Genomic DNA, 23,453 nt, shown 5'->3' with positions numbered 1-23,453 from the left:
AGAAGTCGACCGCTTCGTCGGCGCCGCGACGCCAGCCGGCGTCCAGCGCGTCGCAGGAGGTGTGCCGATCCAGGCGCAGCCCCTGCACCGCCGAGCTCGACGCCGAATCAACGCCCCTGCATCAGGACGAGCGCGCGCGTGCCGGTGCGCCGGCAGCGAGCTCGCTGCATCGCGACCGGGAGCCGCGCGAGTTCTGGTAAGAGACGGCGGGTCCGACCATGACGCGCTCCGGCTCGAAGCTCCTGTTCACCGCGGTTGTAATCCTCACGGCGTGCGCCGCCCCGCGCTCGGCCCGCGTCGTCCGCGACCACCCGGGCGTGTGGCAGTCGCAGGGCTACGGCTACGTGCTGACCGTGGCCCGCGGCCGCGTGCGCCTGTTCGACGTCGCCGGCGACGTCTGCGTCGAGCAGCGCGACCTCGACGCGTCGGTCTTGCCGTTCTTCGACCAGGTCCGCCTCGAGCCGAGCGGCACCACGATGGTGCTGTCGAGCGCGCTCGATCCCTACGAGTTCCGCTTCACCCGCCTGACCGCCCTGCCGCCGGCCTGCACGCCGCCGACCGCCGACACCCCGCCCGCCAACTTCGCCGCGTTCGCCGAGTTCTTCGCCCATCACTACGCGTTCTTCTCGCTGTACGGCGTCGACTGGCCGAGCCGGGTCGCCGCGGCGCGCGAGCGCGTGAGCGACGCGACCGACGACGCCGCCCTGTTTGCGATCTTGCGCGAGCTGGTGCAGCCGCTGACCGACTCCCACATCAAGATCGAGGCCGAGTTCGCCGGCGCGACGCACGTGCACGACGGCGACGAGGGCCCGCTGGAGCGCTTCCTCGCCGCCGATGCGGCCCGCCGCGGCGCCGACCCGCGGCAGGCGCTCCAGGAGTTCCGCCGCACCTACTGGCTCGACGGCATCGGCCGCGAGCTGCTGGCCGGCGGCGGCACGATCGCGGCCAATCAGCGGATCCAGTACGGCATGCTGCCGGGCGGCGTCGGCTATCTCGCCGCGGTCAGCATGGGCGGCTTCGTCGACGGCGACTACGATTCGCTGCGCGCGGAGCTGCCGACGCTCGACGCGGTGATGAACGACGCGCTGGCGCTGTTCGAGGCCAGGAACGCGCGCGCGGTGATCGTCGACGCCAGCCTCAACATCGGCGGCTACGACTTCATCGGGCTCGCGCTCGCCGGTCGCTTCGCCGCCGCGCCGGCCGTGGCCTACACGCGCCGCGCGGCCGACGACCCGCAGTCGCGCGGCTTCGCTGTCCGCGTCGAGCCCGCGAAGGGTCGCCGCTTCACCGGGCCCGTCTACGTGGTGACGAGCGCCGAGACGGTCAGCGCCGGCGAGATCCTCACCCTCGCGCTGCGCGCCCTGCCCAACGTGCGCCACGCCGGCCAGTCGACGCGCGGCGCCTTCTCGACGGTGCTGGAGAAGCGGCTGCCGAACGGCTGGTTCGTGGGCCTGTCGAACGAGCACTACACCGATCCGCAGGGCGAGAACTGGGAGGGCCGCGGGATCCCGCCGCAGCTCCCGCTCGCGGTGTTCGGCCCCGAGGGGCACGACGGCCACGTCGCGGCGATTCGCACCCTGCTCGCGCAGATCGCCGACGAGGTGCAGTGATCGAGGGTGCCTTCGTCGACCAAGCGCGCCGGCGACTCGCCCTCGCGCGTGACGATGAGCCCCCCGGAACTCGCAGTCGGCGCGGCGAATGAGCCGGCGCCGCACCGACACTCACGACTCGAACCGCGGGCTCACCCGCCGAACACGCGCTCGAAGAACCACCACAGCCCCGCGAGCACGATGGCCCCCGAGATCCACCGCGCGCCCTGCAATTGTCGGTACGCCGGCAAGCGCCCGAGCGCCATGAGCAGCGGCAGCACCAGCGCCAGCACTGCGAGCTGCCCCGCCTCGACCCCGAGGTTGAACAGCAGCAGCGCCGGCGCCACCTCGCCGGCCGGCAGCCCGAGCTCGGCCAGCACCCCGGCGAACCCGAACCCGTGAATGAACCCGAACGGCAGCGTGATCCGCCAGCGCCCGGCCGCGTCGGGGACGAAGAAATTTTCGACGCCGACGTACGCGATCGACAGCGCGATCGCCGGCTCGACCCACGCCCCGCTCGGCGTCCAGATCCCCAGAGTCGCCAGCGCCAGGCTCAGCGAGTGGCCGATCGTGAACGCAGTGATCACCGCGACCAGCGAGCGCAGCCGGCCGCCGACCACCACCAGACCGAGCAGGAACACCAGGTGATCGGTCCCGATCAGGATGTGCTCGACCCCGAGCTCGAAGTAGGCCGACACCGGCCGCGCCGGCGCCTCCGCCTCCCCGCCCGCGAGCGCCACGGTCGCCGCCGGCGCGCGCGCGTGCAGCACCGGCTCGGCGAGGATGTCCTCGGGGCCAGCTCCGGGTCGGACGAACTGCCCCAGGTGCCGGTGCCCCGTCGACAGCGCGTCGAACAGCGACCACGTCAGCGTCAGCGACTCTGGCGGCTGCGGACAGGCGAAGCGGATCGCCAGCGAAGCCCCGTCCTCCTCCGTCAGCGACGCCCGCGTCAGCGTCCCGACGCACGCCTCGCCGTCGCTCGCCACACCGATCCCCGCGACCACCGGAGCCAGCGCCGCGCCCCCCGCCGCCACTTCGGCCTCGCTCAGCGTCCCGTCCCCGTCGCCGTCGAGCCCCGGCGCCAGCGCCCGCAGCTCGCCCCGCGCGAACGTCAAATCGCCCTCGACCACCGCCCCGTCGACCGTGTAGACCCCGCGCGACAGCCCGACCTGGTGCGCCTCCGCCAGCCGCGGGATGGCCAGCCCCAAAAGACATGTCCCAACGGCCATGCCCATCGCGACATGCCCCAAGAGCCCTGTCTTATCAAACACCTGCTCGGATCCGGGCTCGCGCGGCGCGTCCATGGGCCTGTGCCGCGAGGATACCCGACGCCCCGCCGGAGCCCGCCCTTTTAAAAAGCGGTGATGCCGGCCGGATCGACGCGCCCGGGCTGCGGCCGCGGCGCTCTGAGTGGTTCCAGGCCCCGAGCGGACCTCGCCGATGCCGAGCGACCTTGCAGATCTTCTGCACCGCGCTCCGCGAGCGCGAAAAGATCCTCGCCGGAGATCTCCCCCGCCTTTGTTGCGAGACCGCTCCCGACCCAAGGCCTACCGGGCCTCGCTGCGCACGGCCTCTTCGGTCCGCCCGATGATTCTGGTCTTCGGGACAGGCCACAAGCCCCCCCTCGACCCGCTCGCCCGCGACGGCCGCGTGCCAGAGACAGCCCCTCGACTCGTCGCTCGGTCGCTCCGTGCGCAACGCGCAGAACGGCACCGGGTCGACCTCGCAGGTTCGCAGCCCCTGGGCCGCTAGGCCCTGCTGCGGGGCCGGGTCGAGGCCCTCCAGCCCGGCCTGCCGCCGAATTAAAAAAGGCTTCAAAGCCTGGTGAGGGCCTGAAGCGGCGAACCGGGGCGACCGGGGAGGGATACGTCGCGAGGATAGTGTGCGTGCTGCCGGCGCGACTCCGGCATCACGGTCCCGCGGAGGTAGTCGCCCGCCGTCGCCGATCCGTCACGGCTCGATGCACAATTTTTTCCTTCGCGTCCGGCCGGTCGGCCTGCGCCTCGCCGGGCTGGTCGAAATCGGGGCCGAACACCGCCGCGCCCTCGTGGCGGATGTCGGCGGTGATGGTCGGGAAGTCGGCCTGGGTCACCGTCGTGCCCTCGGCGAGCGGCATGGGGAAATTCTTCGGCCGCCACTTGCCGAACTCGAACTCGACGCTCGCCAGCTCGGAGATCTCGCGGTCGCCGAGGCGGTGGTCGATGACCAGCGGGAGCGGGGGCGGCTGGCCGGCGCAGCCCTCGCGGACGGCGGGGTCGCGGACCAGCCAGGCCGGGATCGGCGAATCGGTATGGATATAGCGACGCGTCACCAGAGTGAACTCCGGCACGCGCTTGCTCGAGTCCCACCACAGGCCGTCGACCGCCTGCATCGCCGCCCGCGCCTTGTCCTTGGGCACCGCGCCGAGGCGGCGCAGGGCCTCGCGGATCCACGCCTGCATCGCCACGTCGTACTCCTCGCGCGAGCGGATCTCCCCGTCGAGGATGAGCCCGGCCGCGAGGTTGATGCCGAGCACGTTCGAGTACACGTCCTCCGGCGAGAACGACGACAGCCGCTCCGACACCCCCGGCACGCTCTCGAAGCCGTACCACGTGACCACCTCGTGCCACGTCGACAATTGATAGACCGCCCAGCTCGCCAGCGCCGTCGCCGTCTTCCACCGGCCGTGGCGCTCGAGCAGGCCGGGCGGCAGCGGCTTCACCACCACCCGCCGCTTCGTGCCCTCCTCGGGCCATTCGACGGTCGCCCCCTCCGGCAATCGTCGCACCAGCTGCAGCGTCAGGAAGAGCGTGCGGTCGGCGGTGTCGCGCACGTGGGCGATGTCGAGGAAGCCGCCGCGGCAGGTGTACACCAGCCCGTTGCGCTCGCGCGTCAGCTCGCCCTTGTCGTAGCCGTGCGGCCCGATCTCCTCCGGCGAGCGGATGTTCTCGTTCTTGTAGAGCGGCACCGGCACCGGCCCGACCTCCGCCCGCAGATCCTGGCCGAAGGCGCAGCACGGCCGGAGCTTCTTCGGCGGGTCGAACACCGGCACCGCGGCCGGGTCGAAGTCGGTCACGACGTCGGCCGGGTCGTTGAGGGCGCGCGCGACCTCGCGGCTGTCGACCGTCAGCGGCGCCTTCCACGTCGGCGCGCAGGCCGTGATCGCCGCGACGAGCGGTGCCAGCAATCGCCGCGCGGCGGTCGTCGGCGGTTCCCTTCGATCGTCGGCATTCGCGTGGGCGCTCCGCACGGTCCATGCTCTAACTGAGACATGACCGTCCGGCAATGCCTGGTGCTCCTCCTCGCCTGCAGCGCGCTCGGCCTGGGCGTCCCGCTGCTGCTGGGAGTCACCTACTCCGCGCGGCTGTCGTCGCACGCCACCGGCTTCTTCGCGGTGCAGGTCGAGGACGCGATCGCGCCGGACGCGGAGCCGCGTAGACCGCGCCGCAGCGTCCTCGTGGTGGTCGACGGGCTCGGGCACGAGGCCGCCAGGACCATGGGCGCGATCGCGCTCCTGCGCGAGCACGGCCAGTGCCGCAAGACCGCCGTCGGCGTGCCGTCGATGTCGCGACCGGTCTACGCGACGATCTCCACCGGCCTCGAGCAGGACCGCACCGGCGCCCGCGGCAACGACGACGAGTCGCCCCTGTTCGCCCAGTCCGTGTGGAGCCTGGCCCGCGGCGCCGGCCTGTCGGTCGCCGCCGTCAGCGAGCTGACCTGGTGGCGCGAGCTGTTCCCCGGCGCCTTCACCAGCTACGACGTCCTCCCCCTCGACGTCGACTACTTCGCCGCGGTCCCGCCGGCCGACCTCCAGCTGGTCCACCCGCTCTACGTCGACGAGGCCGGCCACGAGTTCGGGGCCGCCTCGCGCGAGTACGCCGAGGCGGTCGCGCGGGTCGACCGCGAGCTCACCGGCTTCTTGCGCACCGTCGACTTCTCGCGGGACCTCGTGATCCTCACCGCCGACCACGGGCACTCGCCGCGCGGCGGCCACGGCGGCGCGCAGGAGCCGATCGCCAATGTCATGACCTGCCACGCCGGCCTCGGCGTGCGCCGCGACCCCGAGTACGGCCATTTGCAAATCACCACAGTCGCGCCCTCGCTGGCGCTGCTGCTCGGCCTGCCGTTCCCGGCCCACATGCGCGCCGGCGACGACGACCTCGACGCCCTGTGGGACCTCGTCGACCCCGCCGCCTTCCCGCCCGCGTATTTCGAGGATCGCCGCGCCGCCGTCGAGCGGTTCCGCCGGGCCAACGAGGCGGCCGTGCGCGCGTGGCTGCCGGACAGCGACGGCAGCTGGGACGCCTTCTACGAGGCCCACCGGGCCGGCCACCGCCGCGGCGCCCGGGTCCTGGTCGCCGCCCTGGCGCTGGTGTTCCTGCTGCAGCTCCACCTCCACCGCCGCCGCGAGCGGCAGGGCGAGGCCCGCAGCGCCGCGCTGTTCGGCCTCGGCTTCGTGGCGGTGTTCGGGGCCGTCACCTACGCCCTGCAGGTCGGCCTGCGCGGCAGCTTCGACCTCAGCTCGGTCGCGGGCCGCGGCGAGTTCATCGGCTTCACCCTCACTCTCGGCCTCGGCTGGACCAGCCTCGCCGCGCTGGTCCACTGGCTGGTGCGCCGCGATCGCTGCGCCCTGATGCTCGACCTCGCGGCGATCTTGCTGGCCGGCGCGGTGCTCTCCGCGGCCCACCCGCTGGTGCTCGGCTGGCACCTCGGCTTCCCGGTCCCCTCGCCCACCGTCTACTTCTTCCCCTACTTCGCCGCCCTGATGTTCCCCGCGGTCGCCGGCGTCGCCGTGGTCGTCGCCGCCCTGGTCGGCCTGCGCCCGCTCCGCCGCCGATCGGACATGCTCTCTCGGACATGAACCATCGAACATGCCCGATCGGGCATTATCCTTAAAACATGTACTTCAGCTCACCCGGCGGATCCGGAACGGCAGCATCGTCTGCACCAGCGGCGAGCAGAAGCGCGACAGCGACAGCGACTCGTGGACCGCGCGCACCGGCACCTCGCCGACGCGGGTGGCCACCTGGGTGCGCGCATAGAACGGCGTGTCCTCGAGCGTGCGGATCACCGTGGCGGGGGCGCCGTCGGTCCGGGTGGAGCGGGCGATCCACCAGCGCGTGCGGCCGAGCTTCATCGCGTGCGCGGCGGCCAGCGGCTCGACCCGGCCGTCGGCGTGGAACACCCGCCCGAGCTGCAGCTGGCTGCCGTCGCAGCGGTGGGCGTCGTACAGCACCACGGTGCGGTCGGACAGCGCCGCGCGCGACCAGCTCCACTCGACGAAGCCCGCCTCGAGCGGCTCGTCGCCGAAGTTCGCGTCGTGGTAGCCGGTCCCGCGCAGGGTCAGCGCCGGCGCCGTCAGCTCGGCCACCACGTGCGCGTGCGGGGCCGCGGGGAACCACGTGTGGCGGCCGTGGGCGTCGATCGGCTCCGGGCGGTCGGGGAACGCCGACGGGTACAGGCGCACCGTCCCGGCCACCCGCTGGCCGAGCACCGCCGTGCGCTCGTCGAAGCGGACCACCAGGCAGTCGCCCTCCCAGGTCAGCGAGCTGCCGCCGACCTGCAGCTGCTCCGGCCGGCGCTCGACCTCGCTGGCGCCGTACTCGGTGAACACCCACGCGTCCACGCCGGGCCCGTAGAGCGCCACGTTGATCGCGCAGTGGGCCATCGGGTCGGCCGCGCCGGCGGGGGCTCTGGCGCGGGCCCTGGCGTAGTACGGCGAGAACACGCTGCCGACGAAGGCGATGATCGTCAGCCCGTGGGCGCCGTCGTCGCTGAGCGCGTCGATGTACCACCAGCCGTAGCCGCCCGGAGGGACCACCCGGTCGAACAGAGGCCCGCGCACGCCGTCGCCGCGGCGAACCGCCCGCTCAGCGTCGCCATCGGCACCCCCGCCCCCGGATGCACGCTGCCCCCGGCCACGTAGAGCCCCGGCAGCTTCGTCGCCGCCGTCGGCCGCCCCAGCGCGTCCAGCAGGCCCCGCGTCGCCGTCCCGTACAGCCCCCCGCCCGAGCCGGGGAACCTCGCCGCGAAGTCGTCGGGCGTCGTCACCCGCGGCGGCTCCGCCGGCGCCATCGACAGCCCGCAGCGCTCGATCACTCGCCATGTCGCTCGTTCGCATGCCTCGATCTCCCTCGCCGTGAGCCACCCTTCGCCGCCGCGGGGCGGCGCGTTCACCAGGACGAACAGGCGCTCCGCCGCGGCCGGTGGGGGACCGCCGCGGCGATCCGGCGCGCAGACGTAGACCGTGGGCTCGGCCGGGAGCGCCCTGCGGTCCATCAGCGCCGTGAATTCGGCCGCGTAGTCCCGCGAGAACAGTACGTTGTGATACGCCAGCGGCCAGCCGCCGGCCGTGCCGCGCAGGCACCACGTCATCGCCGACAGCGAGCGTCGCGACTTCGGGGGCGTCTTCACGGCCCGCGCCGGAGCCGCGCCGAGCAGGCCGCCGGCCAGGGCTGCCAGGTCGCCGGCGAAGATCACCGCGTCGGCCGGCAGCCGCTCCCCGGACGTCAGGCGGACCGCCCGGACCCGGTCGTCGGCCTCGATCGCCGCGACCTCGGCCCCGCAGCGGATCTCCGCCCCGTGGCGGCGGGCCAGCTCGGCGATCGCCCGAGTCAGCGCCGACATCCCGCCCGCGGGGGCCCACACTCCAGCCTGCTCGACGTGGGCGATCAGGTTGAGCGTGGCCGGGGCCTCGAACGGGCTTGAGCCGTAATACGTCGCGTAGCGGGCGAACAGCTGGCGCAGCCGCGGATCCTGGAAGAAATCGCCGAGGGCCTTCCACATCGTCCGGTGGAAGTCGAGGCCGAGGGCGCCCGGCAGCCCGCGGAGGCCGAGCGAGCCGACCAGGGTCGCCAACGTCGGCTGCGCCGTGCGGATGAACGGACCCTGGACTTTCTGGTAGATCGCCTCTGTGTGGCGGCAGAACGCGAGGTACCCGGAGGCGTCGGCCGCCGAGGCGAAGCGGGTGATGGCCGCCGCCGTGGCCTCGCGGTCGGCGTACAGGTCGAGCCGCTCGCCGTCTTGCCACGCGTGGCGCGCCAGCACCGTCAATGCTTGCAGTTGCACGTGCTCCGCCAGAGCCGCGCCCGCGTCGGCGAACAGCCCCTCGAACACCCAGCGCATCGTCAGCACCGTGGGCCCGGCGTCGATCGACTGGCCTCCGACCCACTCCTGGCGCACCTTGCCGCCGACCTCCGCGCCGCGCTCGAGCAGCACCACGGTCGCCCCGCGGCGGGCACAGTCCACGGCCGCCGCCAGACCTCCGGCCCCGCCACCGACCACCACCACGCGGGGGCTCTGCTTCGCCACCACCATGACTGTCGCCAAATTATCGCGACCACTCCAGGTTTCAAGTCTTTGTCCAACGATCAGCTCGATTCATTGACAATGCTTGAACACGCAGGCACACTTTTGCGCCTATCTTTGTTGTATCGGCGGCCCGGGCGGGCCTGAGAGCAGTCATGGATTCGCGACGGCGCATCGACCGAGCCCTCAAGAGCTGCCTCGACCAGGCGACCGCAGCGCCCTGTCCCCCGCGCCTCGGGGAGGCCATGCGCCACGCGGTCTTCCCGGGCGGCGCGCGATTTCGCCCCGAGTTCTGCCTGGCGGTGGCCGAGGCGTGCGGGGACGCGCATCCTGCGCTGGTGGATGCGGCGGCGGCCGCAGTCGAGCTGCTGCACTGCGCCTCGCTGGTCTACGACGATTTGCCGTGTTTCGACGACGCCGCCGTCCGGCGCGGCCACGCCACCGTCCACGCCGCATTCGGCGAGGAGCTGGCGATCCTCGCCGGCAACGCCCTGATCGTCCTCGCCTTCGAGACCCTCGCGCGGGCCGGCGGGCCGCACCCGCACCTCTTGCCCGGCCTCTTGCGGGTGGTCGCGCGCGGCGTCGGCGGGCCTGCGGGCATCGTCGCCGGCCAGGGGTGGGAGTCCGAGGTCGGCCTCGACGACCTCGGCCGCTATCACCGGGCCAAGACGGGCGCCCTGTTCGAGGCCGCCGTGATCGCCGGGGCCATGACAGGCGGCGGCGACCCCTTGCAGTGGACCGGCCTCGGCTATCGCCTGGGCGAGGCCTACCAGATCGCCGACGACATCCGCGACGCCTACGGCCGGCCCGAGCTGCTCGGCAAGCCGGTCGGCCAGGACCGCACCCATCACCGGCCCTCGGCCGTCCGCGAGCTCGGGCTCAGCGGCGCCACCCTCCACCTCGGCGAGCTCGTCGACCAGGCCGCCGGACGGATCCCCACCTGCGCCGGCCGCAACGACCTCCTCGCCCACCTCCGCCGCTGGTCCGAGCAGCTCCTCGCCGCCCCCCCGCCGCTCGCCGCCAGCCTCCGCTCGTGACGTCGGCGAGGCCAAAGGAGCGGCTCGCATGGCCCATCCACGCGCCCGCGAGCGATTCGTCCGCAGCCGCCCTGCACAAGCCCTCGTATGCCCCGCGAGGCCCGCGGTCCCTCGCTCTCCGTCGCGCCGGCGCCGAGCCCCGCATTCGAGCGCCTCTCGGGGCCCGAATGCCCGTCGCGGGCCGCCCAAACGTCGCCTCCGGGCGCGCCTCACACCCGCACCTGCATTCCGGCCACCCGCTCCCGGCGAGGCTGCGATGCCTCGATCGTCTCGCCGCGATTCGCCCTCGCTCGAGCTCGATCCTCGCGCAGACTCTCTCCACCACGGGCCGATCGCCCGGCTCGTCCTCACCCGATCCAAGCCATGACTCGACCGCCGCCGTCCCTGCGCGCGCAGAAGCAGGCCGTCCCGCACGCCTTCGACCGCGTCGCGGCCCGCTACGACCTCCTCACCGGCATGAACCCCGGCTACCACCGGCACCTCGAGCGCAGCGCCGAGCGCATGCGGGTCCCGGAGGATGCTGCCCTTTTGGACCTGTGCTGTGGGACAGGTTTATCCACCCTCGCGCTCGTGCGCACCTATCCGCGCGCGCGGATCACCGGCCTCGACGCCTCGGTGGGCATGCTCGACCTGGCCCGCAAGAAGCGCGAGCTCACCGGCGTCCGCTTCCTGCAGGGCGACGCCATGGACCCGGCGGCGTACGGCGCGAGCGGGCCGTTCGACGGCATCCTGATGGCCTACGGGATCCGCAACATGCCCGACCCGGACCTGTGTCTGCGGCGGCTGCTCCCGCTCCTCAAGCCCGGCGGCGTGATCTGCTTCCACGAGTACAGCGTGCGCGACTCGCTGCGGGCCCACCTGGTGTGGAACGCGGTGTGCCTCGGCATCATCATCCCCGCCGGCCTCGTCACCTCGCCGGGCTCGAACATCTACCGCTACCTGCGCCGCAGCGTGAACGCCTTCGACGGCGCCGCCGCCTTCCTGCGCCGCCTGCAAGCGGCCGGCTTCTGCGACACCCAGTCGGCCACCATGGACGGCTGGCAGGAGGGCATCGTCCACACCTTCCTGGCCCGCCGCCCGGCCTGAGCCATACCTGAAGGAGCCGCGAGGCGCGCCGACGCCGACGCCGCGCACCACCTGTCCCCCGGGACATCCTCCCTGCGCCCGCGGCGGCTCACCTTCCTACCTGTCCCCAAGGACATCCTTCGCCCCCGCGGCCATTCGCCTGTCCCCAAGGACATCTCCACCCTTTCGCCGAACCTGTCCCCCGGGACATCCGCCATCCGCGCGCCTCACCCTTCTTTTTTAAATAAACACCATGCTGGGAATCTCCCGCCGACCTGCCAACACCCCTGACCGGCGCGCGCCGGTCGCCCTGCCGCGGCCGCTCGACGTCCTCGTCGTCGGCGGCGGGATCGCCGGGCTCGCGGCGGCCACGATCCTCGCGGAGCGGGGCGCCCGCGTCACGGTGCTCGAGCCCGAGACCTACCTGGGCGGTCGCGCCGGCGCGTGGACGGACACCCTCGCCGACGGCACCGAGTTCGAGATGGAGCGGGGCTTTCACGCCTTCTTCCGCCAGTACTACAATTTGCGCGAGTGGCTGCGGCGGATCGATCCGGAGCTCGGCTTCTTGCGCCCGGTCGAGGACTACCCGCTGCTCGGCCCCGACGGCCTGCGCGAGTCGTTCGCGGGCCTGCCGAAGCTGCCGATCTGGAACCTCGTCAGCCTGATCCGGCGCAGCAGCACCATGACCTGGCGCGACGCCTTGCGGGTCGACGACACCTGCGGGCGCGCGATCATGGCCTACGACCCGCTCGCCACCTACGCCCAGTTCGACCGCGAGGACGCGCGCAGCTTCCTCGACCGCCTCGGCTTCCCGCCGCGCGCCCGGCAGATGCTGTTCGATGTCTTCGCCCACTCCTTCTTCAACCCCGAGCAGGAGTTCAGCGCCGCCGAGCTGCTGATGATGTTTCACTTCTACTTCGTCGGCAACCCGGAGGGCATCGTCTTCGACGTCGCCCGCGGCCCGTTCTCGACCACGCTCTGGCGGCCGATGGCGGCCGTGCTCGAGCGCCGCGGCGTCCGCTTGCGCCTCGCCGAGGCCGCCGTCAACTTCGACCGCGGGCCGGACGGTCGCCATCGCGTCACCAGCTCCAGAGGACAGGTCTATCACGCCGACGCCTGCATCCTCGCCGCCAGCGTCCCCGGCCTGCAGCAGCTCGTCGCCGAGTCGCCGCATCTCGGCTACCCGCGAGGCGTCGCCCCCGAGGATCCTTGCATCGGCCACTGCTGGCGCGAGCAGGTCGCCGCCCAGACCGTCACCGCTCGCTTCGCGGTGTGGAGGTTGTGGCTCGATCGGCCGCCCGCGCCTGGCCGCGCCGCGTTCGTCGGCACCACCGGCCTCGGCCTCGTCGACAACATCTCGCTCTACCCGTTGTTCGAGGACGAGAGCCGCGACTGGGCCGCGCGCAGCGGCGGCAGCGTCGTCGAGCTGCACGCCTACGCCCTCCCCGACGAGCTCGACGAGGCCGAGATCAAGGCCGACCTGCTGCGCGCCCTCCACGACCTCTACCCCGAGACCCGCGACGCCGCCACGCTCGACGAGCGCTTCCTCCTGAGCCAGGACTGCCCCGCCTTCCGCCCCGGCACCCACCCCCTGCGCCTGCGCGTCGACACCCCGGACCCGACCCTCTACCTCGCCGGCGACTGCATCCACACTCCGTTCCCCACGGCCCTCATGGAGCGCGCCGCCAGCACGGGCATCCTCGCCGCCAATCACATTCTTCACCACCATGGCGCCGCCGAGGAGCCGCTGTGGTCCGTCCCGCCGCGCGGCCCGCTGGCGCGGCTGATCCACCGCAAGGCCCTGCGCGACCGCGGCTAGCGGGCCTCGCTGCGCGATCGGTCGCCATAAAAGACCCTTCTCGACCTGGAATATCAATTCGCGCCCTCACCATCGAACGGTGGTAGATCGCCCGTCGCGGCGCTTCGGCGCGACGATCGACAGCAATCCGCGCACCACCGCGATGCGTCGCCGCCTCGCCGCATTGCTTGTCGGTCGCGCGCGACAGGACGAATCCCCGACCCCGCCGTCGCGGACGCGCGAGCGCCTCGTCGCTCGCGCTCGCCCCGGCGCGTCGCCGGTCGCGGCCGCGCCGAGACGGCCCGAGAACGCCGCGAGACGGCGATTTTTGCCGCGATCGAGCAATCCTCCGCCGCGCCGTCGATGCAGCGCAGTGTGGCATGATCTGCGCGCGGAGCTGCGGGCTATACGCGCGCTCGCAGGTATCGATCTCGAGCGAGGGTCCATGAACCCCGTCCGGAGGACGAGGAAAGCGGCAGGTACAATCCGGCTAGCGCGCCCGGTCGACCTCACTATGCTTGCACTGATGCTTGCGCGAATTAACCATTCATGCGGGACAATGTGGGCAATGGTCGCGGTGATGGCCGGCTGCGGCGGCGTCGGTGGCACTCCCGGGACCGACACGGATACCGGCAGCAGCACCACCGGCATTCCCGGGGTCACCAGCGTCAGCGCCGGCGCGACCGAGACCGGGCCGACCACTGGTTCGACCACCGACGAGGCCGTCAAGTTCGACCTCGGGGGCGGTCCCGGCAGCGCGACCGACAGCGAGGGCGCCAGCGACACCAGCGTGTGTGCCGACGCCGACGTGACCTTCGAGCCGCAGATCCCCACCGTCCTGCTGCTCATCGATCAATCGGGCAGCATGACCACCCAGTTCGGCAACACCGACCGCTGGGAGGCCGTCTACAACGCCTTGCTCGACGAGGACGACGGCCTCGTCCCCCACCTCGAGGGCCAGGTCCGCTTCGGCATGGCGCTCTACACCAGCTTCGAGGGCGACCAGGGCGGCGAGTGCCCCGTCATCACCGAGACCCCGCCGGCGCTCGACAACTACCAGGCGATCGCCGCCAGCTGGGACGCCAGCCAGCCCGAGGACGAGACCCCGACCGGCGAATCGATCGCCGCGGTCACGCCGACGCTGGTCATGGACCCGACCGAGGGCAACAAGATCATCGTCCTCGCCACCGACGGCGAGCCCGACACCTGCGCCGAGCCCAACCCGCAGAACGGCCAGGAGGAGTCGGTCGAGGCCGCCGCCGCCGCGTTCGCCCAGGGCGTGCGCACCTACGTGATCAGCGTCGGCAACGAGGTCAGCGACCAGCACCTGCAGGACGTCGCCAACGCCGGCGCCGGCGTCGGCCCCGGCGACCCCGACGCGCCGTTCTACAAGGCCGACGACGCGCAGGCGCTGGCCGACGCGTTCGCCGACATCGTCGACGGCGTCCGCGACTGCAAGCTCACCCTCGACGGCACCGTCTCCGAGGGCGGCGAGGACCAGTGCACCGTCTACGTCAACGGCATGGTCGTCCCCTTCGGCGACGAGGACGGCTGGCAGCTCAACAACCCCGGCGAGGTCGAGCTGGTCGGCGACGCCTGCGACGCCATCCAGAACGGCGAGGTCCAGGTCTCGATCAAGTGCGCCTGCGGCGTGGTCGTCCCGCCCGGCTGAGCGCCACCGCGAGGTCCCACGTCGAGCCTCTCTGCCTGACGAAGGCGACCTCGCAGCGCATGTGTGTGGGTCGAGCCGCCTCCCAGCGCGCATGTCCGCATCCGCGATCCGGAGCGAGCGCTCGACTCGCTCCGGTGCGAATGGCGTCTCACCGCTGAAAGAAAGCCAGCCCGGACCGACGGCGGCTCGCCGGCTCAGGTCGGCGCGAGTTGACGACGGATCGCCTCGGCCCAGCCGTCGAGGTTCGACAGCGTGCTCTCGAGCTCGGCGGGCGTGGCCTCGAGGGTGCGGATCATCGCCTCGAGCTGCAGCTTGGCCCGGCGGATCCGGCTGCGCGCGGTGTCCTCGATGACCCCGAGGAACGCGCCGATCTCCGGCCCCGTCATCTGCTCCCAGAAATAAAGCTCGAGGATGATCTGCGACGCGACGGGGATCCGCCGCAACGCGTGCAGCAGCACCCGCTCCTCGGCATGCGCGGCCAGGAAGGACAGCGGCGACGCCCCGAGGTCGACCACCGAGACCTCCTCGAGGTCGAGCTGCTCCGCGGCCCGCTTCTTCCGGCGCAGATGGTCTCGCAGCAGGTTGTGCGCGACCGCGAACAGATACGTCCGAAATGAGGACTCCTCCCGGAACCTCTCCCGCCCCTCCACGCAAGCGACGAAGGTCCGCTGGACGAGGTCCTCGACCTCCCCGTCGACCTTGTTGCGGAAGAACCGGTAGATCGAGTCGAAGTGCCGCGCGAACAAAACGCTACCCGCCTGACGCTCGCCAGCACGCCAGGCCCGAAACAGCTCGATATCGCTCGCCATCCGTACAAAGTTAGCACGACCTCGCGAAGTCGCTAACGGATCCCGAAACCGGCGACACTACCCCAAGTACACCCAACCAGACGGAGGACACATGAACGACTCGACCTCGACCACCGTGGATAGATATGAAGATTTGCCTGCAGGCGAGCTTCCCACCATAAGATACGATAAGGGCGGGTACGTCGAGAGATCTTTCGATGTCGCCGGCGCCCGTGTATCGGCTGTGAAGCTCGAGCCTGTCGCGCCAGAACATGCACAGCAGGCGAAAAGTCTGCAAATCACCCCGGTCGAGGGATCGGGGTGGGTCGAATTGGGACATGGAACAATCTTGGTCTTCTTCACTCATCCTCCGCTCGGGCAAGAGCACGCGTGGCGCCTTTGCTTCTTTGATGGTACGAAACCTACCGGCACCAAGATCACAGTCAAGATTCGCAAGACCCGCATCGGTGACAGGGACCTCGAGAGCAAAGACTCCTGATCTTCGATGTTTCCACCGCTCCCGACCGAAGACATCGCGTCGACCCTCCCGCAGCTCGCCCGAACTCGTCCGCTCGACGCCGAGGCGATGCGACGGAGGATCGGCGCTCGCCTCTTCGGCGAGGACACCGCGCCGATGCAGCTCGGACGATTCCGGATCCTGCGCTCGCTCGGGGTCGGTGGCATGGGCGTCGTCTACGCGGCCGAGGACGACACCCTCGGCCGCGTCGTCGCATTGAAGATGATCCGGGACGACGTCCTCGTCTCGGACGCCGATCGCCGGCGCCTCCTCCACGAGGCCCGGGCGCTCGCGCGTCTCTCGCACCCCAACGTCGTCCAGCTCCACGAGGTCGTCACTGCCGGCGAGGCCGTCTGCCTCGTCATGGAGTACGTCGCCGGTACGACGCTGTCACAGTGGCTGCGGACCGAGCCCCGTGACGTCGCCGCGATCGTCGACGTCTTCGTCGCCGCCGCGCGAGGTCTGGCAGCGGCGCACCGGGCCGGCATCGTGCACCGCGACGTCAAGCCCGGAAACATTTTGGTCGGCGACGACGGACGCGTCCGGATCGTCGACTTCGGCCTCGCTCGCGGCGCCGCGGCAGTCGACTCGCCGACGATCGCCGAGCTCTCGGGTTCGACCACCGATCCCGGCGCCCGCGCCACCGATACCGGCACAGTCGCAGGAACCCCGGCGTATATGGCCCCCGAGGCCTTCAGCACCGGCCGTGTGGACGCCAGCAGCGACCAGTTCTCCTTCTGCGTCGCCCTGCATGAGTGCCTCTACGGCGACCGCCCCTTCGGACCCCGGAGCGTTCCCGGGCGTGAGCTGGCCTACCGAGCGATCGAGCTTCCGGCCGGCGCCGGGCAAAGACGGATCCCGAGGGCGCTGCGCCGCCTCCTCGCCCGCGGCCTCGCCGTGCGCCCTGCCGATCGCTTCACCTCGATGGACGTGCTGCTCGGTGCCCTCGAGAAGCAATCCTTCCGACTGGTCCGCTCGCTCCTCCTTCCGCTCGTGCTGCTCCTCACCGGCGGCCTCATTGCGGCCGCGATCATACCGTTCGACGCATTTTCCCCCGGCCTCTGCCCCGAGCCCAGGGACCAGCTCGAAGGCATCTGGGACTTTCAAACGAAAGCAGCAGTCCGCACGGCCATCCTCGCCACAGCGCAGCCATTCTCCCTCCAAACCGCCGATTTCGTCCAGAGTCGCCTCGATGCGTATGTCGAGGAGTGGCTCGACGCCCACGTCCAAGTCTGCGAGGAGATACAGGGCCGCAACGAACAAGCACTGCTGCTCTTCGAGCGTAGCGAGCTCTGTCTCGCGCACCGGCGAAGCGCCCTGGATGCTCTGATCGAACAGCTCCGTCATGCGGACGCCGCCCTGGTCGCCTCTGTCCCGGAGCTCGTCCACCGGCTGCCCGATATCCGTGTTTGCCGCGACCGCGAGGCTCTCCTCGATGGGTCCTACAAGCGCCCTCGCGATCCACGCCTCGCGCCCGCAGAGGCCGCGCTGGCCCACGCCACGAGCCTTCACGCGGCCAGGCTGGGAGTCGAAGCGCTCGCGCAGGTAGACGCCGCCCTCGCGGCGATCCGAGCTGTCGGCGATCCGCTGCTGGAAGCAGACGCCTTGCGCCTGCGCGGCGTCCTGCTCGGCCACCATCTCGGCGACGTGCGCGGCGGCCTCCAACACCTGCACGCCGCCGGCGTACTGGCCACGGGATCGGCCCTCGACGGCTTGGCCTGGCGGGTCTGGAACGATCTCGCTGTCTTCGCGGCACGAGTCGAACAGGACGGAGAACGAGCGCGCCAGTACCTCGAATACGCCCGCGCTGCCGCGACCCGCCATGCTCGTCTCACTCCCAACGACCGCGCCGATCTCCTGGATACCGATGGTCATATCCTGTTTCTGGAGGATCAGAACCTTGAGGCGCTCTCACGTCATCGAGAAGCCTACGAGCTGCGCCGCGATTTTCTCGACGCCCGCCATCCTGAGCTGATCTGGGCCGGCCTGCGCCTCGCCAACGCGACCGCGAACGCGGGCGAGCCGGAGCTGGCCATGAAGCTGTTCGACGAGCTCAAGCGAGACGCACTCGAGATTTTCGGCCGCGAGCATCCGGCCGTCGTGCGGGTCGAGCTCGCCGAGGCCCAGCTCCTCGCCGAGCTCGACCAGACGGGGCCGGCACGCAGTTGCTTTGCGGATGCTCGACCGATCTTGCTGCGAACCTACGGTCCGGACACCATCCTCCTCGCGCGAGTCGAACTCGAGCTCGCCCATATCGATTTCGCCGAGCGTCAGTTCGCACTGGCGACGGCCCGGGCCCGAACGGTCCTCGGATATCCAGAGTCATCCGTGCCCGCGCAGCACCAACTGCGTGTCGAGGCCCTGGCCCTGCTAAGCGACATATTCCTCGAGGCCCATCAACCCTCCACATCGGTGGAGGTCTACCGAGCTCTCCTTACCTGGCACGATGATGGCCGCGTGGAGCTCGATCTGGAGGCGCTACTCTACAGCCTGGGCGCCGCTCTCTGCGAGCTGCAACGCTGTGGCGAAGGATTCGGCTATTTCTCACGCCTGAACGCGCTCTATACCAATAATCCGCCCGAACACCCCGAACACAGGGCCTTTGTCCTCTACGGCCTCGCCTCTTATCATTTGGAGAATCGGCAACCGGAGATCGCCCTCCCGCATCTCGAAGAAGCGCGCCGCCTGACTGAAACCGACGACGCCGATCGATACGTGCGCATGGACGTCGCACGCCTGCTGTCGCGTTGCCTGACCGCCCTCAAGCGTGAGCCGCAGCGTGCTCGGCGTTTGCAGCTCGAGGCCGATGCTCTCGCGCGTCGGTCGAGCACAGCTGCCTCCCTTGACGCCCTCAGCCGCGATGGACCCGCGGCCGCAGCCAGCGGTGTCGCACCGGCACCACCGGCACCACGAAGTCCTTGAGCGTCACGCGGCGCTCCTCGCGTCCGCGGCGGAGCGACTCGGCGCGACAGGCACGGTCGCTGAGCACTCCGAACAGGCCGAAGCCGAGGAACAGCAGGAGCAACAGGACGAGCGGAGTCATCGTGTGTAGCCTCCTTCGCCTCGAGCGTGGGACCGAAAGCTCCGCCGCGCCCTCGTGATCGCGCGATCGCCCACACAGGCCCCCCTTCGCGGCCTCGTACCGTCGTGCTCGCCGGCGTCGCCACGGGCGCCGGCGTCCCGCTCCGCGCCTCGGTCGATCTGCGGCCGCGGCGGCCTCGACCGCTGTTTTGCACCGCCACCGCTCCGCGGCCGCCGCGCGCTGTATGCTGGGCACGCATGTCCGACCGCCCTGTGCGTCACCCCTGGTCGAAGAACCTCCCGTCCGGCTTCGCCGCGCCTGTCCTCTGGGACAGCATCGTCATCGGCTCCGGCATGGGCGGCATGACCTGCGCCGCGCTGCTCGCCGCGCTCGGCCAGCGGGTCCTCGTGCTCGAGCAGCACTACGTCCCGGGCGGCTTCACCCACAGCTTCAAGCGCGGCAAGTACCACTGGGACGTCGGCGTCCACGCCGTCGGCGAGGTCACCGAGCGCAGCATGCCCGGGCGGCTGCTCGCCGGCCTCACCGGGCGTCGCCTGCAGTGGGCCTCGCTGGGCCCGGTCTACGACGCCTTCGCCTTCCCGGACGGCCTGCAGCTCGGCTTCCCCGACAACCCGCAGGCCTTCCGCGCCCTCCTGCACGACACTTTTCCTGAGGGTCGGCAGGCCGTCGACGCCTACTTCGCGCGCGTCCGCGAGGTCTCGGCGGCGATGCGGTCGTACTACCTGGCCCGGCTCGCCCCACCTTCCGCACATGTACTCACGGACATGTTCACGAGGACAGCCCGTCGCGCCTTCGGCGAGACCGCCCAGCACGCGCTCGACCGGCTCAGCGGCGACCACCGGCTCAAGACCGTCCTGGCCGCCCAGTGGGCCTACCACGGCGCCACCCCGAGCCGCGCCTCCCTGGCGATCCAGGCGCTCGTCACCAAGCACTTCCAGTGGGGCGGGTATTACCCGGTCGGCGGCTCCTCGGCGATCGCCCGCGAGCTGCTGCAGACAGTCGCCGACGCCGGCGGCTACACGCGGATCTCGGCCGACGTCGCCCAGATCTTGCTCGAGAAGGGGACCGCGGTCGGGGTGCGCATGCGCGACGGCGAGGAGCTCCGCGCTCGCCGGGTGATCAGCGCCGCGGGGGTGTCGTCGACGGTGCAGCGGCTGTTGCCGCGCGAGGTCGCCGACACCCGCTGGGCCGCCAGCGTCCGCGCCCTCCCGCCCGCGCCGGCCCACGTCTGCCTCTACCTCGGCTTCAAGGGCGACATCCGCTCGGCCGGCGCCGGTGCCTACAATCAATGGTATTATAATACGTGGGACACCGAGATCGACGCCTGGGACATCTCGGACCCCGCGCGGCTCGCCGAGGCCCCCGTCCTGTATTGCAGCTTCCCCTCGCTGAAGGACCCGGCCTACGACCCCGGCCCCGAGCAGCGCCACACCGGCGAGGTCGTCACGTTCGTCCCGTGGGACCGGTTCTCCGGCTGGCTCGGCACCCGCTGGAAGCGCCGCGGCGACGACTACGATCAATTTAAACAAAGCCTGCAGGACAGCCTGCTCGAGCAATTTTTTAAAAAGCTTCCAGGGCTGCGGCCGCTCGTCGACCACGTCGAGCTGTCGACCCCGCTGTCGACCGACACCTTCGTGCGGCCGACGCAGGGCTCGATCTACGGCATCCTCCCGACCCCCGAGCGGTTCGCCAACCCCTACCTGCGCCCGCGCAGCAAGATCGCCGGGCTCTTCTTCGCCGGCAGCGAGGTCGCCACCGTCGGGGTCATCGGCGCCATGATGGGCGGAGCCCTCGCCGCCGCGGCCGTCGACCCGGTCGGCGCCGCCCGCCTCCTCCGCAGCCTCTGACCCTCATGCCCCGCGCACTCGCTCCAGACCACGCACCGCCCGGGCCGCGGCGCCTGCTCCTCGTCCTCCTCGCCGCGTGCGACGCCGGCGACGCCTCGACCGCCGCCGCTGTCTCCGGGGGCTCACCACCTGTCCCCGGAGACATTTTACAAGGCGCCCCGGGCACCGCGGACGCCGGCGGTACCCCGACAGAAGCCCCTGTCTCCGGGGACACATCACCTGTCCCCGGAGACATTTCACAACTCGCCCCGGGCACCGCTGGCGCCGGCAATGCTCCGATCGCCGTCCCTGTCTCCGGGGACACATCACATGTCCCCGGGGACATCTATCGATTCACTCCGCCCACCGCACATGTCCCGGCGGACACCTCTCTCGCCGCGAGCTCCGGACCTGGTCGCCCGGACACATCACCTGTCCAAAAGAACATCTCCACTCGTCCCCCGCCCGGCCTGGTCGACCTGCGCGCTGCCCTGCCCGGCGCCTGCTTCGACGTCCGCTACGCCACCGCCGACAACTTCACCGGGGCGGTCTTGCCCGGCTACGAGGCGCCCGGCTCGTGGCTGCGGGCGCGCCCGGCCGAGGCGCTCGCGCGGGCGCAGGCCGCCCTCGGCTCGCAGGGCCTGACGCTCCTCGTGTACGACGCCTATCGCCCGGTGCGAGCCAGCCTCGCCATGGTCGAGTGGGCCGAGCGCAGCGGTCGGCGGCGGCTCGTCGACGACGGCTACATCGCCCGGCGCTCCGGTCACAACCGCGGCGACACCATCGACCTCACCCTCGCGCGCGCCGGCACCTGCGAGCCGCTCGACATGGGCACCGCGTGGGACCACCTCGGGCCCGAGAGCAACTACGCCCGCGCCGCCGGCCCCGCGCTCGCCAACCGCCGGCTCCTGCGCCGCACCTTGCAGGCCCAAGGCTTCACCCCGTACGACAAGGAATGGTGGCACTTCACCTTCCGCGACCCGGACGCCGCCCCGCTCGACATCCCCTACGCCGCGGCCCTCTGATCTTTGCCCCAGGCGTTCGAGCGGCCCGATCTCCCGCCGCAGCGCCCGAGTTTCTCGCCGACGACGACGACCTCGCCGACAAACCCTGTTCTCTCCCCGCCCTCGACAATGTCGACCGCCTCACCCCTCCGGGCGCCGTTTGACAGCGCCCGGGCCCGCTGGGAGCATCGCCGCGGAGGTACGAATGCGCCCACTGCTGTCTCTTTCCATCCCCGCGCTCGCGCTCGCGGGCGTCGCTCTCGCCTCGACCGAGGCCCACGCCGGCAAGGGTATCCTGTTAATCACCCACGGCGAGAGCATCCTGCATTATGACGATTTGGCCGGCGAGGCCAAGCAGTTCGCCGACGACACCACCGGCCACGACGTGAAGGTCGGCTATCTCTACAGTCAGTTCGGCGTGTTCTGGCTCGACCTGTGGACCTGGGACGGCAAGTATTGCCTTTACCACGGCGACAACGTGTGGGAGCTGACCCCGGAGGACGCCGCCGGCCTGCTCGGCGTGAAGGTCGACGACCTCGGCAAGCCGCTGCTCTACCGCATCCCGCTGGGCATCCTGATCCTGCTCGGCCTCGGCGTCGGCTTCGGCCTGTGGCGCCGCTTCAGCCGCGACTAGGGCCGCACCGTCCCGCTCGTTCTTGCACGGCGCTCCGTGGCCCCGTCGAGCGGAGTCCGATGTCCTGGGTCGCGAACCATGCGACCCTCGAGGCGTGCGTCCGCGATTGCGATCGACCTCGCCGCGTTGGCTCCTCGCCCTCCTCCTCGCGCCCGGCCTCGCCTGCCGCGCGGAGGAGGACTTCCCCGCCGCCCAGAGCTTCGAGCTCGACGGCTTCCACCTCTACACCGACTTCGACGAGGCGGTCTGCGCCGGCACCTTGCCGTACCTGCAGGCCCAGCGCGACCGCATCGTCGCGATCGTCGGACGCGACGATCCCTTCAAAATGTACTGGGCGCGCGACGGCTATCCGGGGTGCCCGTTCGGCAGAGACGATTGCACGACCCGCAGCGACGACGGCATCGCCATCTACAGCGATTTGCAGGCCGCCAGCCACGAGATGGCGCACGCCCTGCTCGCCCGGCTCGGCACCCCCGCGCCGTGGCTCATCGAGGGCACGGCGACGATGCTGGAGGACGGCGAGCCCTACTACATCCCTCCCAAGGGGACCGAGGACCCAGGGGCGCCCGACGTGCTCTTCAGCGCCGCCACGAGCGACGACGTCTTCTACGCCGACGCCGCGCGCTTCACTCGCTACATCGCCCAGAAGCTCGGACTCGCGGGATTCCTCGAGCTCTACGCGGCCAGCAACGAGGGAGGCGAGGATCCCTGGGCCGCCGGGCGGCGGGCGAGCGTGGTCGCCGAACACCTGGGCGTCGACGTCGAGACGCTCGAGGCGGACTATGCCGCGGCGCGGCCGACCTTCGAGCGTCACCCGAATTTCGCGTGCGCCTATTCGCCGATCGCGTGGAGCTCCGGTCCGGCCCCCGCGCTCCACTTCGAGGCGACCGGCGCCTGCGACGAGCCGTGGACGGTGGGCCCGATCTTCACCGACGCCGGCGGGACCGCGTACATCATCGGCGCCCGCTTCGACGTCCCCGAGACTGCGAACTACGACCTCACGCTCAGCGACGAGGTACGTCTGACCGCTTGCACCCAGGACCCGCTGGAGCCGCAGCCCGGGTTCAACGGCACCCTGAGCCGCGGCGCTCATACCATGCAGCTCACCGCGGGCGCCTGGCAATTCACGTCCCGCGTCGGCGGGCCGGTGGACCCGGCGCTCACCGTCGACATCGAGCTCGCAGGCCCGTGAC

At 71.3% G+C, this 23,453-nt stretch carries 18 protein-coding genes; 12 read left to right on the top strand and 6 right to left on the bottom strand.

Annotated elements, in window-relative coordinates:
• Positions 1-218: 218 nt before the first annotated feature.
• Entirely contained in the window at positions 219-1,610 is a 1,392-nt protein-coding gene (locus O0S08_RS04920) for a S41 family peptidase (RefSeq protein ID WP_269037823.1), read from the top strand.
• A 131-nt stretch (positions 1,611-1,741) separates the two neighbouring features.
• On the opposite strand, the gene O0S08_RS04915 is transcribed toward O0S08_RS04920, so the two are convergent.
• Together O0S08_RS04915 and O0S08_RS04910 are read right to left on the bottom strand one after the other, a co-directional pair.
• Entirely contained in the window at positions 1,742-2,824 is a 1,083-nt protein-coding gene (locus tag O0S08_RS04915; protein WP_269037822.1) for a HupE/UreJ family protein, read from the bottom strand.
• 674 nt (positions 2,825-3,498) lie between these two features.
• A complete protein-coding gene (locus tag O0S08_RS04910; protein ID WP_269037821.1) occupies positions 3,499-4,818 on the bottom strand; it encodes a DUF4056 domain-containing protein in 1,320 nt (439 codons plus the stop codon).
• A 210-nt stretch (positions 4,819-5,028) separates the two neighbouring features.
• Between O0S08_RS04910 and O0S08_RS04905 the strand changes: the two genes are divergently transcribed.
• Entirely contained in the window at positions 5,029-6,429 is a 1,401-nt protein-coding gene (locus O0S08_RS04905) for an alkaline phosphatase family protein (RefSeq protein ID WP_269037820.1), read from the top strand.
• 45 nt (positions 6,430-6,474) lie between these two features.
• Here the strand turns inward: O0S08_RS04905 and O0S08_RS04900 are convergent, their stop codons facing one another.
• Entirely contained in the window at positions 6,475-7,389 is a 915-nt protein-coding gene (locus tag O0S08_RS04900; RefSeq protein WP_269037819.1) for a carotenoid 1,2-hydratase family protein, read from the bottom strand.
• A complete protein-coding gene (gene crtD, locus O0S08_RS04895; RefSeq protein ID WP_269037818.1) occupies positions 7,320-8,885 on the bottom strand; it encodes a 1-hydroxycarotenoid 3,4-desaturase CrtD in 1,566 nt (521 codons plus the stop codon). Before crtD ends, O0S08_RS04900 begins: the two co-directional genes overlap by 70 nt.
• A gap of 146 nt (positions 8,886-9,031) precedes the next feature.
• On the opposite strand from crtD, the gene O0S08_RS04890 reads away from it, so the two are divergent.
• The 4 genes from O0S08_RS04890 to O0S08_RS04875 all read left to right on the top strand — a co-directional run bounded on the left by O0S08_RS04890 (position 9,032) and on the right by O0S08_RS04875 (position 14,448).
• Positions 9,032-9,913, top strand: coding sequence for a polyprenyl synthetase family protein (locus O0S08_RS04890; protein WP_269037817.1), 882 nt, complete (start codon positions 9,032-9,034; stop codon positions 9,911-9,913).
• Between the two features lie 363 nt (positions 9,914-10,276).
• Positions 10,277-10,999 (top strand): class I SAM-dependent methyltransferase, encoded by a 723-nt coding sequence (locus tag O0S08_RS04885; protein ID WP_269037816.1) that lies wholly within the window; start codon positions 10,277-10,279, stop codon positions 10,997-10,999.
• Positions 11,000-11,231: 232 nt separating this feature from the next.
• Positions 11,232-12,797: an FAD-dependent oxidoreductase gene (locus O0S08_RS04880; protein ID WP_269037814.1), complete on the top strand. Its 1,566-nt coding sequence runs from the start codon at positions 11,232-11,234 to the stop codon at positions 12,795-12,797.
• A 547-nt stretch (positions 12,798-13,344) separates the two neighbouring features.
• Complete coding sequence (locus O0S08_RS04875) at positions 13,345-14,448, top strand: vWA domain-containing protein (protein WP_269037813.1); 1,104 nt, start codon at positions 13,345-13,347, stop codon at positions 14,446-14,448.
• Between the two features lie 194 nt (positions 14,449-14,642).
• Here the strand turns inward: O0S08_RS04875 and O0S08_RS04870 are convergent, their stop codons facing one another.
• On the bottom strand, positions 14,643-15,257 hold the full coding sequence (locus tag O0S08_RS04870) for an RNA polymerase sigma factor (RefSeq protein WP_269037812.1): 615 nt from the start codon (positions 15,255-15,257) through the stop codon (positions 14,643-14,645).
• Positions 15,258-15,348: 91 nt separating this feature from the next.
• Here O0S08_RS04870 and O0S08_RS04865 point away from each other — a divergent pair, with 91 nt between their 5' ends.
• Both O0S08_RS04865 and O0S08_RS04860 read left to right on the top strand, forming a co-directional pair.
• Positions 15,349-15,735: a hypothetical protein gene (locus O0S08_RS04865; RefSeq protein ID WP_269037811.1), complete on the top strand. Its 387-nt coding sequence runs from the start codon at positions 15,349-15,351 to the stop codon at positions 15,733-15,735.
• Positions 15,736-15,741: 6 nt separating this feature from the next.
• A complete protein-coding gene (locus O0S08_RS04860; protein ID WP_269037810.1) occupies positions 15,742-18,675 on the top strand; it encodes a serine/threonine-protein kinase in 2,934 nt (977 codons plus the stop codon).
• Here the strand turns inward: O0S08_RS04860 and O0S08_RS04855 are convergent.
• The gene (locus O0S08_RS04855; RefSeq protein WP_269037809.1) at positions 18,605-18,796 is read right to left on the bottom strand and encodes a hypothetical protein; all 192 of its coding nucleotides are present in this window, start codon (positions 18,794-18,796) and stop codon (positions 18,605-18,607) included. The genes O0S08_RS04860 and O0S08_RS04855 overlap by 71 nt on opposite strands.
• Positions 18,797-19,032: 236 nt before the next feature.
• Between O0S08_RS04855 and O0S08_RS04850 the strand changes: the two genes are divergently transcribed.
• From O0S08_RS04850 to O0S08_RS04835, 4 genes are all read left to right on the top strand, one after another.
• Complete coding sequence (locus tag O0S08_RS04850) at positions 19,033-20,643, top strand: phytoene desaturase family protein (protein ID WP_269037808.1); 1,611 nt, start codon at positions 19,033-19,035, stop codon at positions 20,641-20,643.
• A gap of 5 nt (positions 20,644-20,648) precedes the next feature.
• Positions 20,649-21,647 carry a M15 family metallopeptidase gene (locus O0S08_RS04845; protein ID WP_269037806.1) on the top strand — a complete coding sequence of 333 codons (999 nt, stop codon included), beginning with the start codon at positions 20,649-20,651 and terminating at the stop codon, positions 21,645-21,647.
• Between the two features lie 184 nt (positions 21,648-21,831).
• Positions 21,832-22,260 (top strand): hypothetical protein, encoded by a 429-nt coding sequence (locus tag O0S08_RS04840; RefSeq protein ID WP_269037805.1) that lies wholly within the window; start codon positions 21,832-21,834, stop codon positions 22,258-22,260.
• Between the two features lie 94 nt (positions 22,261-22,354).
• On the top strand, positions 22,355-23,452 hold the full coding sequence (locus tag O0S08_RS04835) for a hypothetical protein (RefSeq protein WP_269037804.1): 1,098 nt from the start codon (positions 22,355-22,357) through the stop codon (positions 23,450-23,452).
• Position 23,453 lies beyond the last annotated feature (1 nt).

The sequence above is a fragment of the Nannocystis punicea genome, assembly GCF_026965555.1.
In the GTDB taxonomy this organism is placed as follows: Bacteria; Myxococcota_A; Polyangia; order Nannocystales; family Nannocystaceae; genus Nannocystis; species Nannocystis punicea.
This window is presented reverse-complemented; position numbering and strand designations above follow the sequence as displayed.

Bases quoted from the DNA above. Each gene is read 5' to 3' on its own strand.
- O0S08_RS04920 (WP_269037823.1), top strand. From the start codon at position 219: ATGACGCGCTCCGGCTCGAAGCTCCTGTTCACCGCGGTTGTAATCCTC.
- O0S08_RS04915 (WP_269037822.1), bottom strand. From the start codon at position 2,824: ATGGGCATGGCCGTTGGGACATGTCTTTTGGGGCTGGCCATCCCGCGG.
- crtD (WP_269037818.1), bottom strand. From the start codon at position 8,885: ATGGTGGTGGCGAAGCAGAGCCCCCGCGTGGTGGTGGTCGGTGGCGGG.
- O0S08_RS04890 (WP_269037817.1), top strand. From the start codon at position 9,032: ATGGATTCGCGACGGCGCATCGACCGAGCCCTCAAGAGCTGCCTCGAC.
- O0S08_RS04885 (WP_269037816.1), top strand. From the start codon at position 10,277: ATGACTCGACCGCCGCCGTCCCTGCGCGCGCAGAAGCAGGCCGTCCCG.
- O0S08_RS04880 (WP_269037814.1), top strand. From the start codon at position 11,232: ATGCTGGGAATCTCCCGCCGACCTGCCAACACCCCTGACCGGCGCGCG.
- O0S08_RS04875 (WP_269037813.1), top strand. From the start codon at position 13,345: ATGGTCGCGGTGATGGCCGGCTGCGGCGGCGTCGGTGGCACTCCCGGG.
- O0S08_RS04870 (WP_269037812.1), bottom strand. From the start codon at position 15,257: ATGGCGAGCGATATCGAGCTGTTTCGGGCCTGGCGTGCTGGCGAGCGT.
- O0S08_RS04865 (WP_269037811.1), top strand. From the start codon at position 15,349: ATGAACGACTCGACCTCGACCACCGTGGATAGATATGAAGATTTGCCT.
- O0S08_RS04860 (WP_269037810.1), top strand. From the start codon at position 15,742: ATGTTTCCACCGCTCCCGACCGAAGACATCGCGTCGACCCTCCCGCAG.
- O0S08_RS04855 (WP_269037809.1), bottom strand. From the start codon at position 18,796: ATGACTCCGCTCGTCCTGTTGCTCCTGCTGTTCCTCGGCTTCGGCCTG.
- O0S08_RS04850 (WP_269037808.1), top strand. From the start codon at position 19,033: ATGTCCGACCGCCCTGTGCGTCACCCCTGGTCGAAGAACCTCCCGTCC.
- O0S08_RS04845 (WP_269037806.1), top strand. From the start codon at position 20,649: ATGCCCCGCGCACTCGCTCCAGACCACGCACCGCCCGGGCCGCGGCGC.
- O0S08_RS04840 (WP_269037805.1), top strand. From the start codon at position 21,832: ATGCGCCCACTGCTGTCTCTTTCCATCCCCGCGCTCGCGCTCGCGGGC.